This is a genomic window from Methanobacterium petrolearium (assembly GCF_017873625.1).
In the GTDB taxonomy this organism is placed as follows: domain Archaea; phylum Methanobacteriota; class Methanobacteria; order Methanobacteriales; family Methanobacteriaceae; genus Methanobacterium; species Methanobacterium petrolearium.
Window position 1 is genome coordinate 38228 of record NZ_JAGGKL010000001.1, and the last position, 14847, is coordinate 53074.

A 14847-nucleotide genomic window follows, 5' to 3' on the forward strand; every position below is an offset into this window, starting at 1 on the left:
ATTAAAAAAATTTTATAAATTAAATCATTATAACTCGGTGAAATACCATGTTAGGTAACTTAGGCAAGAATCTCACAAAAACCATGAAGAAACTTGCCGGAATGACCATCATAGATGAAGAAGTAGTTAAAGAAGTAATTAAAGACATTCAAAGGGCTTTAATCCAGTCGGATGTCAATATAAAACTGGTTCTGAATCTCTCCAAAACCATAGAAGAAAGAGCCCTGAATGAAGAACCTCCAAAAGGCGTTACCGCTAAAGAACACGTCATCAAAATCGTTTACGATGAACTGGTCCATCTTTTAGGAGACAAGGCAGAAGAAGTTGAAATCGAAAAGAAACCATATAAAATACTCTTCGTAGGTCTGCAGGGAAGTGGTAAGACCACTACCATTGGAAAAATGGCCAAATACTTGCAGAAGAAGGGTTTCAACCCTGCCATAATTTGTACTGACACTTGGAGGCCTGCAGCATATGAACAGCTACGTCAGCTTACAGAAAGCCTGAATTTGTCCATATACGGAGACCCAGATAATACTGATGCTCTGGATCTGGCCAGGAAAGGTTTGAAAGAATTTAAAAAACAGAACATCATAATTGTAGATACTGCTGGCCGCCATAAGGAGGAAAAAGACCTCCTGGATGAGATGGAGCAGATATCAGCAGTTGTGGAACCTGACGAAGTTATGCTGGTCATTGATGGAACCATAGGTCAGCAGGCCAGAGAACAGGCTTTGGCATTCAGCAAAACCACAGACATTGGATCCATCGTTATCACCAAACTAGATGGGTCAGCTAAAGGTGGTGGAGCTCTTTCAGCAGTAGCAGAAATTGGAGCCCCAATTAAATTCATTGGTACTGGTGAACGCATTGATGACCTGGAAGTGTTCGATCCAGAACGATTTATCTCCAGATTACTTGGAATGGGAGATATTAAAACCCTCATTGAACGTGCCGAGGAAATTGTAGATGAAGATGTTGACACCGAAGCCATGGACGCCATGCTCAGTGGTAAGTTTACCCTTAAAGACATGTACAGTCAGTTTGAGATGATGAACAAAATGGGACCCATGCAGCAGGTAATGAATATGCTACCGGGTATGGGCAATAAATTACCAAAAAACGCATCCCAGGTGACTGAAGAGAAACTAACCAAATACAAAATACTCATGGATTCCATGACCGAAGACGAACTCACTCACCCTGAGATAATCAAACAATCCCGGGTAAAGAGAATAGCCAGGGGCTCAGGAATGCGTAACGAAGATGTTAAAGAGCTTCTAAAATATTATCAGGTAACCAAAAAGGCCATTAAAGGATTTGGAAAACGTAAAATGGGCGGACCGTTGGGTCAAATGATGCGTCAAATGATGCGATAACACCCCAAACCTTGTTTACCTAAGCATACAGAGGAATAGCTATTTTACAATTGAGAATAATAAATAACTAGGGTAAATAATAGATAATTAAGAATAATAGACTATTATATTTATCAGCGAATAATTTTTCAGCAGAAAAATCTTATTCTGCTTAAGAAAAACATTTTATCAGCGAATAAATCAGTGCAGAGAACATTTAAATTAAGTCAATTCATCAGGAAGATTATAATGGAAAATATTAAGGATCAAACCACCAAAATAATGAATATAACCGACGGAAATATTTGTAATCGATGTTTAGGCCGATATTTCTACCCAAAAGTCCCAGGGAAAGATAATGATGAGAGGGGTGCTTATCTTAAAAACCAGTTGATGAAGGAAGAGAACTTACCTGAAAAAAACGAACCATGTTGTATATGCGGGGACCTCTTTCGCATTCTTGAGAATAAACTTGAAAATATAATCCAGGAAATAAATGAAAAAAATGTAGAATTTGCAAATTTTTTGGTTGGCTGCCGTTTGTCCCCTGAAATCCTGGAAAAAGAGAAATTTATAGGGGATAAAATAGGTGTTGAAAGTGAAAGTATAAAAAAAGAGATTAACAGGGAGTTAGGTAAAGGATTATCCCTTCGTCTGGACAAAGAAGTGGAATTTGATAACCCTAACCTGGTGGTTATGATGGATTTTACCACAGATAATGTGGAAATCCAGATAAACCCATTATTCCTGGAAGGCCGATACCGTAAACTTGTAAGGGGAATCCCACAAACCAGATGGCCCTGTCGCAAATGCAGGGGCCGGGGCTGTGAGAAATGTAACTACACCGGTAAAATGTACCCTGAATCAGTTGAAGAATTAATAGCAAAAAAGGTTCTACAGGCAACCAAAGGGCGAGAATCCAAATTTCACGGAGCAGGTAGAGAAGATATAGATGTAAGGATGTTGGGAAGGGGAAGACCATTCGTACTGGAGATTAAAGAACCAAAGGTTAGAGAGTTGGAACTAGATAAATTAACTGAACAAATTAATCAACATTGCCAGGACAAAGTTGAAGTTCTGAATCTGAAAATGGCAGAAAAGGATCGAAGAAGTGGTGTGAAAGCATCCTCAACAGAAACATCCAAAACATACCGTGCACTGGTGGAAATGGATGAAACGATTTCTAAAGAAGATTTAGATATTTTAAATTCCCTTAATGTTATCAAACAGAGAACACCAATTCGTGTTTCTCATCGTAGAGCAGATAAAATACGTGTCCGAGAAGTGAAGGAAGTTGAAACCAAATTAGTTGATTCAAACCATTTCGAATTTATTGTTAATTGTGATGGTGGGTTGTACATAAAAGAATTGATATCCGGGGATGAAGATCGAACCCAGCCCAGTGTTACCTCCCTCCTTGGAAATTCAGCAAAATGTGTCCATTTAGATGTTCTGGAAGTCAACATTTAAATGGGTGAAAATGACAAAAAGATATTTTTATAAATTGGAAGATAGTTTTATAAACTCTATAACAATATACATTAAATTAATCGATTTGCCGACTATCAACCACTGAAGATTCATGCGAATTTTTTCCTTAAAATTAGGTTAAGCTTCTCATGAGGTCATGTTATCAATATAACACACTAAAATCTGCACATAGTAATCACTGATTACATGTTAACACACTACATATGATATTTAGAAAATAAATGTTGCAGATAACCTTTGAATATTCATAACTTAAAAATACAGATTCAATAAATTTAACAAACCATTTCTTTGAAGTGGAGGATTGAAAATGACTCAGAGATCAAGAGGTTTTAGAAGTAAAACAAGGTACAAGCTTAAAAAAAGCATAAGAGCAGGAAGAACCAACCCCATAACCAAAAAAATACAGACCTTCCAGGAAGATGATCTGGTTCACATAATAATAGATCCCAGTGTTCATAAAGGACAACCCCACCCCCGTTTCCATGGGAAAACTGGCCAAGTAGCAGAAAAACGAGGAAGGGCATACATAGTAGCAATAAATGATGGTAATAAGGCTAAAAAACTGATTATTAGACCTGAACACCTTAAAATACAAGAGTGATGGTGATGATTGGTAAAAAAGTCCTGGAAACTGATCCAATTCCCCTGGTAAATGTTAAACCATTACTGGAGGAACTAGAAAAAAATCATGAACTTAGCTATGAGCAGAATCTGGCTCTGGATCATGTCACCAAATTCTCAAAAATATCAGTGGAAAACGCAGCCAAACTGGTAAGTGAATTGGAAGATATCATTAAAAGGACCCAGGCCATCAAGATAGCAGATGTCATGCCTGAAGATATGGATGACATGAGACTAATTTTCGCCAAAGAAAGAGGCTCACACAAAAAGGAAGAACTCGAAAACATACTAAAAATTGTAAACAAATACAGGGAAGATTAAATTACAGGGTTTAACCTCCTCGGGTAAACTTCCAGACATTTTAGAAACTGTATTAAAAAATTAAATAATAAAAATTTAAGTCATAGTAAGGGTGGTTAAATGGAAGATTATGCTATTATTTTAGATTTTCTACCTCTAGGTTATGTTAAAGAAGGATCTAGCACCTACAAACGTAAACCTGTGGCTCAAGCCATCGGAACGGAGGAATTCACCCTACTGGAGTTAACACCCAAGGAAAATACAACCCTGGACATTCATGAAAAGGTCTACATTGGTGCAGGTAAAAGGGACAAAATCGCCAGGGTAAACCGCAGATTACCATACAATAAAATGACTGCAACCGCGAAAATCGAGGTTAATTATGTCATTGAAGAGATTATAAAGGAAAGAGAAGATAAATTTATCCGATTCTTCAATGAAGCAGGACCTATTTCCACTAGATTACACCAAATAGAACTTTTACCTGGAATTGGCAAAAAGCACATGTGGGACATTATACAGGCACGTAAGGAAGCTCCCTTCAAAGACTTCGATGATGTGAAAAAACGAGTGCCCATGCTTTCCGACCCTGTGAAGCTGATTGCTAAAAGAATTCAGTTGGAACTGGAAGCAACTGAAGATAGGAAGGGTAAAAAGAAGTACATCCTATTCACCAGACCTCCGAAAAGGAAATTTTAAACATTAAAAACTTTTTTTTATGTGTTATGATGGGAAATGTTGGCCAGAGAAACTTTTAACCTGTTAAAAAAGTATCAAATACGGTTAGATCGGAGGAAAGGTCAGAATTACCTTATCCATGACCAAATTTTATCCCGAATTATTGAAAATTCCCAGATCACTGATTCTGATGTTGTTCTGGAAATCGGGGCAGGTATAGGTACTTTAACCATTCCTCTGGCTGAGAACGCATCGAAAGTGGTGGCTGTTGAGCAAGATAAACGGATTGTCCAGGTTTTAAGGGAAAGACTTCAGCAGGAGGGAATTTCCAATGTGGAAATCCTGGAGGAAGATGCTACCAGACTCGATTTTCCCTATTTTAACAAAGTAGTTTCCAATTTACCCTACCAGATATCATCCCCCATAACCTTCAAACTCCTTAAATACGATTTCGATTTTGCTATTTTAATGTACCAACTGGAATTTGCTCAGAGAATGGTTGCTAAACCTGGAGAATCGAATTATTCCCGTCTTTCAGTAATGATGAGTCTTTGCAGCCAGACAGAATTTCTTTTCAAGGTCCCCAAGAAAGCATTCATCCCCCCACCTCGAATTTCTTCTGCGGTGATTAAATTAACACCAAAAAAGAACCAGGATGTGGATGAATTCTTTGTGAAAACCTGCAGAGCACTATTCCAACATAAAAAGAAGAAATCCGGAAAGGCGTTGCTACAATCGTTCCATGAAATATCGGATATGGATATTGCACGTGGCACTATCCGGGATCTGATCTCACAATTGGATAGGAAACTAATTGAGGAAAGAGTTTTTAAACTTAATCCTGGAGAAATTTTAAGGATTTCCACACAACTTGAAGAAGTGATGGAGGAGTTATTATGAACAAAAAACATGATGCAGGAAAAAATCCCTTCCAGATATTTCAGGAAGAATTCCCGGATCTGGCAAAATCTTTTAATGATCTGGTGGATGCACAGCGAACCCTAAAGGGGATGGATCCAAAAACCAAGCAACTGGTAAATATCGCCATCCAAACAGCCAATCACAACCCCATGGGAGTGAAAATGCATGCCCAAATGGCTAAAAGTCGGGGAGCGTCCAGGGACGAGATTTTAGGGGCGGTAGTGATGAACCTTCATCTTTCCGGTTTAGCAACCGTGTTAGACTGCCTTCCCGCTGCCGTGGAAGGTCTTGAATTGTGAAAAAATCAAAGTTTATAATGGAATGACAAATAATACTAAAAAGAAAGATAAAAAAAGCAGAATAAAGGAATAAAAAGCCAGAAAATACAATATTATCTGATTTCAACCATTACCCCCTAACTATAAATGAAGAGGCAAATTATTATGTTGGATTACAATGGAATTCGCTACCAAACACACCCAGAGGTGTATGAACCCGCCGAAGATACGTTTCTATTTGCAGAGAACCTTCAAGTGGAAAGAAAAGATAACGTGCTGGAGATAGGTACCGGTACCGGCCTCATAGCAATAATAGCCTCCAGAGGATGCCGTACAGTGACTGCCACTGATGTAAATCCTCAGGCAATAGACTGCGCAGTTAAAAACATAATCGCCAATAAAGCCTACAATATAGAGTTAAGGAAAGGAAACCTGTTTGAACCAGTGCAGGATGAGAAATTCGATCTGATCCTTTTTAACACCCCTTACCTCCCAACTGATGAAGATGAAAGGGTTGATGATGAACTTGATGCTGCCTGGAATGGTGGTGTAGATGGAAGGGAAGTTATTGACCAATTCCTGGAAGGTTTAAAAGACCATCTAAAACCAGGTGGAAGAGTTCAACTGGTGCAATCCTCCCTATCCAATGTCGAGCGCACCCTTGAAAAATTAGAGGAAATGGGTTTCGATGCTGCGGTAACAGCCCGAGAAAAATTCTTTTTCGAAGAAGTGGTGGTAATAACTGGAGTTTTACCATCCTAATGGTTTCTGTTTGATCAATTTATTTTGGGGATGGTCATACTAAAATTATAGACTTCTTACAACTTACAAATTTTTATTATAAGATATAGTATTATCAAATCCTATTTTTTAAGAATCTCAACCCTTTAAGAATAGTCTATTTTTGACTTAATTTAAATATTATAATAATAATTAACTTTAAGAGCCCAGATATTAATTACTTTATTTATCACTTAAAAAACGTTTTTGTTAGTTTTAGATTATTTATATATCCTATAAAATGCATATATTTTTTTTCTATGATAATATTAGTTTAAAACAAGTCCATTAGTGTTTTTTTATACATTTAATCATTTGAATAATTTTTTAACAGTTCAAAATTTATAAGAGTTAAATGGAAAGGTTTATATCCATGTGGAATAGTGTATTATTATCTTAACATAATATAGTACTTACATATCCAGAATGAGTTATGACACATTGGGGGCGGCAAGTTTGAATAGACTGAGTAATAAAATCCTGATCTTAATTTTCACCTCATTATTCATATTAATATTATCTGGAACAGTTTCTGCTGCACAGTTACAGCAAAACTACACCAATGATTCTGATTTTGATAATGGCACCATGGTTGGACTGGAACATAACACCACCCATAACCAGTTGCAACTTTCCAACAGCTCTCAATCTGAATTCCCATACATTTGGGTGCCCAACAGCAACCAGGGCACAGTATCAAAGATAAATACCATCACAGGGATGGAGTTAGCACGTTACAGAGTAGCACCATCCAGTTCAGCCAGTGCTGCTTCCCCCTCCCGTACCACCATCGACCTGAATGGTAACTGCTGGGTTGGCAACCGGGGAATTGGAACTGTGGTTAAAATGGGCTTACTGGAGAACGGAGGATTCTATGACCGTAACCATAACGGTATAATCGAAACCAGCCGTGATCTGGATGGAAATGGCTTAATTGAAGGAGCAGAACTCCTGGACTGGGGTATGGATGAATGTGTACTATGGGAAATAATAGTCATACCCGGACTCGAAGGTACCTACCGTCCTGGAGAATACACTGGACGTTATTCTGGTACACCCGGCCCACGTGGTATTGCAGTAGACAGGTATAACAATGTATGGGCCGGAACCTATGGGACCAAGATTTACTACTATATCAATGGAACTACTGGCGAAATCATACACAACATCAACATCAAATCCAGTGGACACACACCATACGGTGCAATTGTCGACAAAAACGGAATACTATGGTCTTCAGGATCCAACAGTAAGCAGGTTCTCCGTCTCGACCCAAAAACCAACACTTTCACCATCATTCGTGTAGCACACTGTGCTTATGGTATTTCACTGGATCAGGACAACCATCTTTTTGTTTCAGGAGGACAGCACTCCTGGTTAACCAGGATTAACACCATCACCGGGACCATAGACTGGAGAAAACCAGCAGTCCCAGGCAGTGGAGTGGCAGTCACCGATGACGGAGACGTCTGGATTGCAAACCAAGCAGCCAGAACAGTAACACGTTACACTAATAATGGAGACTTCAAAGCCACCATAATCGTTGGCAAAACCCCCAAAGGAGTCTCCATTGATAACAATGGCAAGATCTGGGTGGTGAATAATGGTGATGAATACATCCACCGCATTGACCCCCTCACCAACCAGTTGGATCTCAGTAAAGCAATTCCTGGAACCCGCCATTATGGTTACAGTGACATGACCGGAGCAGTCTCCCAGAGTATAACCACCCAGAAAGGTATTTGGACAGTGATCCATGACTCAGGAACTCCCAACACACCCTGGGGCATCATAAACTGGACAGGCTACGAACCAACCAATACCCAGATCACCGTACGTGTTAAAAGTTCCAATGATAACACCAACTGGTCACCCTGGGAAACCGTGACTAAAAATGAGCTTTTAAATAGAACACCACCCGGCCAGTACCTGATGATAGAAACCACCCTGCAAAGATTTCAGGGAAGTATCTCACCCATACTCTACGACCTCACAGTCAAAGCCCTTGTGGCCGACCTATCCATACAGGTTATTGGGGATTCTGAAGTTATTGCTGGAGAACAACAAAGCTATCAGGTCACCATAGAAAATCAGGGACCCTACCAATCCCCCAACACCATATTTACTGGTGATGTACCATTAAAAGATCCAGAATACTCCCTGGACAATGGAACAACCTGGAACACCTGGACAGGGATGCTGAACCTTGGAAATTTCAATAATGGCGATTATAAAACCCTCCTAATCACAGGCCTAACACCTTTCTGGACCAATAGTAATTTAAAACTGGTTGGAAGAGTTTTATCAGATACCATGGACATTAACACCATAAATAATATTTATGATCACTTCACAGCTGTAAATACACTGTGTGATCTTTCCATCAAAATAACAGATTACCCTGATCCAGTTACCTCAGGAGAAAATCTCACCTACCACCTTACCATCCAGAATGCAGGACCTTCCACTGGTAGAAATGTTAACCTAACTGGCACATTCTCCCTCCAAAACCCTGAATATTCCCTGGATGGCGGTAGTACCTGGCAATCATGGACCGGTCACCTTAACCTGGGAACATTTGAACCTGGCAGTTTGAAATCATTATTACTGAGAGGCTTGGTAGCATCCTCTGCCACGGGAGTTTTGGACTGCACTGCACAGGTAGAAAGTGATACTCCAGATATAGACTATTCTAATAACATTTGTAATGAATCAACCCTCCTGAAGAGTGTTTCCAATCTCTCAGTTACCCTAAGTGAAATTCCTGATGCGGTGGCTGGTGATAAAATCATTACAACCATCACTGTGGCTAATAGTGGTCCTTCAGATGCTCAGGATGTTACTGTGTCACTGGAATCAGTTCTGGAATCCCTGGAGGAATTCGTGAACAATAACTGGGTGCCACTGGTAGACTTAATGAACCTGGGAACCATACCTGCAGGGGAAACCCGCACTATCAGGGTAAGAGGAACCATACCTTCTGCTCTGCAAGGGGCTGTGAACATCATAGCCCGGGTAAACGGGACTAACAGCTCCGATGCAATTGTTTTATTAACACGTAAAAGTACACAATTCCAGGTGAACACGGAAACACCTACCAGTATCCGTGCCGGAGAAAGCATTAACTTCAACCTTGATGTTACTAACCCGGGACCCTCCACTGCAGAGAATGTAATCCTCACTGGAATGCTACCTTTACTCAATCCTCAATATTCATGGGATGGAGTTATCTGGAACCCCTGGATGGGCCAAGTAGATCTGGGCCGAATACCTGAAAATCAGTCCATGAACATTATTTTCAATGGAGAGGTTTCACCTTCATTTAATGGAACATTCAACTTCACCACCTCCATCTTAACAGAGAATATGGATCCCCAAAGATTCATTGGCCCTCCCATTGGTTTGGATAAAATAGCAGACCTTAAAATCACCCTCACCATTAACAATACTCATCCCCATTTAGATGAAGACTTCCGGATAACTATCCTGGTGGAAAATCAGGGCCCCAGTGATGCTACACAGACAATGGTTGAATATGAACTACCACCTGGCCTGGAAATCATTGGAAACTATATCTATGACCGGCAGGGTAACAGGTGGCTGCTGGGAGACATACCCCGTGGAGGAGTAATCACCCTCCTCTTAAAAGGCCAGGCACGGAGCCTGGAATTACTGCAACCTGTAGCTGTGGCTTATGGCATGGAATTCGACCCTGATTTGTCGAATAATCGGGATTCATCCTCTTTACTGGCTTACTTAATACCATCTAATTACACCACTCTCCCGGTACATGCTGCCACCTACAACAGTGCCCCTGGAGATGATGGTGATCCTAAGACTGTACCTATGCAGAATACAGGTGTGCCACTTAACATCATGAATCTATTGATTGTCACAGTCTTTCTGGGAGTTTCCACCTACAAAAATAAACACCTGAAAAACAAGAAATTATTCCTCCTTACCACTTTATTCTTCGCCCTGATGGCATCTGGAGCAGCATTTGCTGATGAACCCCCTGATACCGCTGATTTAAATCCGGACACTGTTAGATCTGGTGATCTTATTACCATTGAAGCCAACACCACCACTTCAACCACCAAAGTAAAAGTTTACATTGAGGACGAAAGCTACGACATGGTGAAAGAAACCGACAACATCTGGCGATACAAATACATCACACCACAGGTGGCTGATGGTAATTATCCTGTCCTCATCACAGCTTGGAACACCTCTGGAGGCGAACAGCAATTCAATCTCAACTTCACCATCGATAACACTCCACCATTAATGGGTGCCACCCTAAACACAGACCACCTTCGGGCAGGAGATACGCTCACCTTTAAGGTTGATTCCGACACTGACACCGCGACAATCCAGGCATTACTCCGTGGTGAGACCCTTAACCTGGCTAAAGAAACTGATGGAACCTGGAATCTGGAGTACCAGATACCCACATCCACTCCTGATGGTTTATACACTCTGATACTTGTAGGTCAGGATAATCTGGGTAACACTGCCACTAACTACATCCCCCTAACCATAGATAACACACCCCTCCCCCCACAGGGCACACCAACACTCATGGGTAAGATCACCCCAGATGTTACCCAGTCCGGAGAAAATATAACCATCGAGGCCTTTACTGGCCCTGAAACTATCACCTTAGCTGCAGTGATCCTGGGTGTAACCCACCAACTCACAAAACAGACAGATGGAACATGGAAACTCATCTACACCATACCCAACACTCCTGAAGGCACCTATCCTGTACAACTCACCGCCACTGATAACAATGGCACTCAAAAGAATACCACCCTCTCCTTCACCCTTGATAATACCCCACCACAATTAGATGCCCTATTAACCCCTGAACTGGTACGTACAGGTAACATAATCACCATAACTGCCACCACCAGTTCTTATGCAGAGAAGGTAACTGCAGTTATATTTGGGGAAACATTGAAACTGAAAAAACAATCCCCTAATACCTGGATGCTCAGATACGCAGTACCAACTGCAACCGACGGATTACACAACATCCATATCACTGCCACTGATAAAGCTGGTAACCAGGCACAAACCACCCTCACCTTCACAGTGGACAACACCCCACCCACACTAAAACCCACATTAAACCAGACACTGGTTAAATCAGGGGACAAGATCACCATAACAACCACATCAGACCCTGACACCCAATCAGTGAAGGCATACATCCAGGACAACACCTACCAACTCACCAAAAACCAAGACAACACCTGGAGCATGGAATACACCACACCCCTGGTGGGTGATGGGGTCTATTCCATCCTACTCATAGCCCAGGACCTGGTGGGTAACACCAACCACACACCACTCACCTTCACAGTAGACAACACACCACCCGTCATCAACCCTGAAATCAATCCAGAAGCAGGAAAACCTGGAGAAACAATAATCATAACCGTCAATGCCTCCCCAGACACACAAAACATGGTGGCCATCATAGGCACACAAAGAACCACTTTAACATATTCAAACGGAATCTGGACCACCACTTACATCATACCACTAGATAGCACATTTGACATCCACACCATACGAATAGAAGGAACCGACACCGTGGGAAACATCGGAAAGAACACCGCCAGCTACGAAGTACTGGATCCTAACCCCAATCCAAGACCTGGATCTAATCCCGGGCCCAACCCAGGGCCAGGACCCGGACCCGGACCTAATCCTGAACCAGAACCAGAACCAACACCCGAACCCTTAAACCTAAGCACACAGTTACAACGTGACATAGCCGGAGTCAGACAAGCAGTACAACAAGGCAGCTTCAAAGACGAAATGAACCGATCATTTATACCCGACTGGAAGGAAGATCCAAGCCCACCACCCACCAATGAAGAATATGAAGGATGGTTAAATACCATGCTAAAATTCTCCGTGGAAGTAGCTATTTTAGCATTCATTGAATTCACACCCAGTGGTGGTTCAGCAACCGGAGAATACCTACAAGGAATAAAAAGCACATTTCTAAACAACTTCAAAGCACTTAATACAATAAAAAGTTATTTTAGCAACAGCAGATATATTGGAAGAATTACGGATTCTTTGGATAAAGTGAACAAAGCTGTTAATAATCCTACTGTTCAAAAGGCTTTAAAAGCGTGGGACAGCTTTTTAAACAAAGTTGGTTTCAATTATGGTATGTCAGTTTTCAAAAGAGGACTATATAAATTATTCCCAGACAAAAAATCTGAAATAGATTCCCTACTATTATTATTTTCAAGCTTGCAATTCCTTAATGACCCCGATGGAACAATAAACGCCATAATTGACACAATCACAAGCTTTATGAAAGGAAAACTTCCCGACCGTGAAAGTTTTGAGAAAATATTTATCTTCGACCCCGCTCAAGATAAATAAACAGAGGTATACAGCCATGGGCATCATTGATAAAATGGAAGCACAGTTAGAAGAAAGAGCCAAAAAAAGACAACATGACATGGAAAATCTTTTCATCTATCTTGCAGAATTAAATATTGATGAATTAAGTGATATTCTGTCTGAAATTCAAGATATTATGGACTCAAAATATTATAAAAAATTAATAGAAACAGTCACCATTGATAAATTTGGAGATAACATTGATTTTCTTGGAGATTTACCTAAGCATCGGATAGAAATCCTGGCCTATGATAACTTAAAAAAAGGAGGACTATTAACCACTATTTTCACCAAATCAATAATCACAGCCCAAGACACTCTCACCTTATATTCTTTTGTAGAATCCATTTATTATATACACAAAAATCCATTAGAAAAAGAAGACCTAATAAATATTTATTTCAGTGGACTAGATGAACGTATAATTTTCGCTCTAGAAAATTTTGACCAAGTTAAACTTGAAGATATACCAGAACCAACTCCAGAATACATTAAATCGCTCGGAAAAACCTACTGGTCAGAGAAAGAACTCTACAAAAAACTAAACGAGCTAATGTTCGAAGTCATGGATTTTATTTTCGATTATCCTGCAATTACAAACCGTCCTTCAAAATATAGGGCCACAGAGGATCTTTTTATTCAATTTTTGGCTGCTTGTAATGCTGTGAATAATGGCCGTTTGGGTATTGGAGTTAATGATACTATTGTGGCTTATAAAACTTTTCTAAAGTTGATTAAAACAGATGTCACAAAATACAAAGCCATCCCTAAACGCATAATCGGTTTAGAAGATCATGGAGCCTATCTGGTTTGTAAAAAATGCGGAACCTATTATCAGATCCCCGAAGGTGAATCTGCAGACGATTATTCCAATGAATGCGAATGCGGAGGCAAATTAAAATACCTGGGCTCACCGCACAACTAAAAACCCTAAATCCATCCTACTCATGGCCCGGGACCTGGTGGGTAACACCAACCACACACCACTCACATTCACAGTAGACAACACACCACCCGTAATCAACCCTGAAATCATTCCAGAAGCAGGTAAACCTGGAGAAACAATAAACATAACTGTCCATGCCTCCCCTGACACGCAGGGTGTGGTGGCTATTATAGGCACACAAAGAACCAACCTCACCTTCACCAACGGAATCTGGACCACCACTTACATCATACCACTAGATAGCACATTTGACATCCACACCATACGAATAGAAGGAACCGACATGGTAGGAAATGTTGGCAAGAACATCGCTAGTTACGAAGTGCTGGATCCTAACCCCATACCTCCCTGGCTTGAAGACCTAATAAACCCAGATACACCTAACCCTGGAAATACACCAACTATAACAACCAACACCGGACCCGGAAATAATGGAGGCTCCAATAATCCAGGATCCGGAACAATCGGAGGCAACAACCAACTATACCGAGACCAAATGTACATCCGAAACACCTTAACCTACACACCCACCACCGACCCAAACACCAACACCACCACACCACCACCAGAAATGCCAGGATGGGAAATAGACACCAGTTTGATTGGTGAAATACTTCTCGCTACCTTTATGATAGCTACATCAGCTGCTGCCACCATATTAGGCCAAAGAGAATCTAAAGGAGGTTTTTTTGGTAAATTTGGCGAATTATATGGTTATCAAAAAACTAAAAGTGGTAAAATAGAAGTTAATTGGCTTTCAGCTGTTTTAACTGTTGCATCTTGGTTTGGTTTTACAATAAATCCTAACGTATTTGATGCCATTATACTTTTAATTGGAGCATTAGGATTCTTTTTTAATTTCATTGCGCAGATGATGAATAGCACATTAATGACACTGTATAGTATTGCAATTCTATCCCTAATCCTCATATCATATGCTGCAAAAATTGCTAATTATCCCGGTGATAAAATGGAATTAATAAAAAATGATTTAAAAGATATCACCACAAGACTAAAAAATATATTTTCAATAGATTAA

General features: G+C 40.4%; 11 protein-coding genes. All 11 read left to right on the top strand.

Annotated elements, in window-relative coordinates; translation table 11 throughout:
* The first annotated feature begins 47 nt into the window (after window positions 1-47).
* Window positions 48-1379: a signal recognition particle protein Srp54 gene (locus J2743_RS00200; RefSeq protein ID WP_209624197.1), complete on the top strand. Its 1332-nt coding sequence runs from the start codon at window positions 48-50 to the stop codon at window positions 1377-1379.
* Between the two features lie 228 nt (window positions 1380-1607).
* A complete protein-coding gene (locus J2743_RS00205) occupies window positions 1608-2828 on the top strand; it encodes a tRNA pseudouridine(54/55) synthase Pus10 (RefSeq protein ID WP_209624198.1) in 1221 nt (406 codons plus the stop codon).
* Between the two features lie 331 nt (window positions 2829-3159).
* Window positions 3160-3453 carry a 50S ribosomal protein L21e gene (locus J2743_RS00210; RefSeq protein ID WP_209624200.1) on the top strand — a complete coding sequence of 98 codons (294 nt, stop codon included), beginning with the start codon at window positions 3160-3162 and terminating at the stop codon, window positions 3451-3453.
* Between the two features lie 5 nt (window positions 3454-3458).
* On the top strand, window positions 3459-3794 hold the full coding sequence (locus J2743_RS00215; protein WP_209624202.1) for an RNA polymerase Rpb4 family protein: 336 nt from the start codon (window positions 3459-3461) through the stop codon (window positions 3792-3794).
* A 99-nt stretch (window positions 3795-3893) separates the two neighbouring features.
* Window positions 3894-4472 carry a DUF655 domain-containing protein gene (locus tag J2743_RS00220; protein WP_209624204.1) on the top strand — a complete coding sequence of 193 codons (579 nt, stop codon included), beginning with the start codon at window positions 3894-3896 and terminating at the stop codon, window positions 4470-4472.
* A 36-nt stretch (window positions 4473-4508) separates the two neighbouring features.
* Window positions 4509-5351 carry a 16S rRNA (adenine(1518)-N(6)/adenine(1519)-N(6))-dimethyltransferase RsmA gene (rsmA, locus tag J2743_RS00225; protein WP_209624207.1) on the top strand — a complete coding sequence of 281 codons (843 nt, stop codon included), beginning with the start codon at window positions 4509-4511 and terminating at the stop codon, window positions 5349-5351.
* Window positions 5348-5671, top strand: a complete 324-nt coding sequence (locus J2743_RS00230; RefSeq protein WP_209624209.1) for a carboxymuconolactone decarboxylase family protein — start codon at window positions 5348-5350, stop codon at window positions 5669-5671. Before rsmA ends, J2743_RS00230 begins: the two co-directional genes overlap by 4 nt.
* Before the next feature lie 144 nt (window positions 5672-5815).
* Window positions 5816-6412, top strand: a complete 597-nt coding sequence (locus tag J2743_RS00235; protein WP_209624211.1) for a HemK2/MTQ2 family protein methyltransferase — start codon at window positions 5816-5818, stop codon at window positions 6410-6412.
* A gap of 474 nt (window positions 6413-6886) precedes the next feature.
* Window positions 6887-12841, top strand: coding sequence for an Ig-like domain-containing protein (locus J2743_RS00240; RefSeq protein WP_209624213.1), 5955 nt, complete (start codon window positions 6887-6889; stop codon window positions 12839-12841).
* A gap of 16 nt (window positions 12842-12857) precedes the next feature.
* Entirely contained in the window at window positions 12858-13787 is a 930-nt protein-coding gene (locus tag J2743_RS00245) for a hypothetical protein (RefSeq protein ID WP_209624215.1), read from the top strand.
* Between the two features lie 37 nt (window positions 13788-13824).
* Window positions 13825-14847 (top strand): hypothetical protein, encoded by a 1023-nt coding sequence (locus J2743_RS00250; RefSeq protein WP_209624217.1) that lies wholly within the window; start codon window positions 13825-13827, stop codon window positions 14845-14847.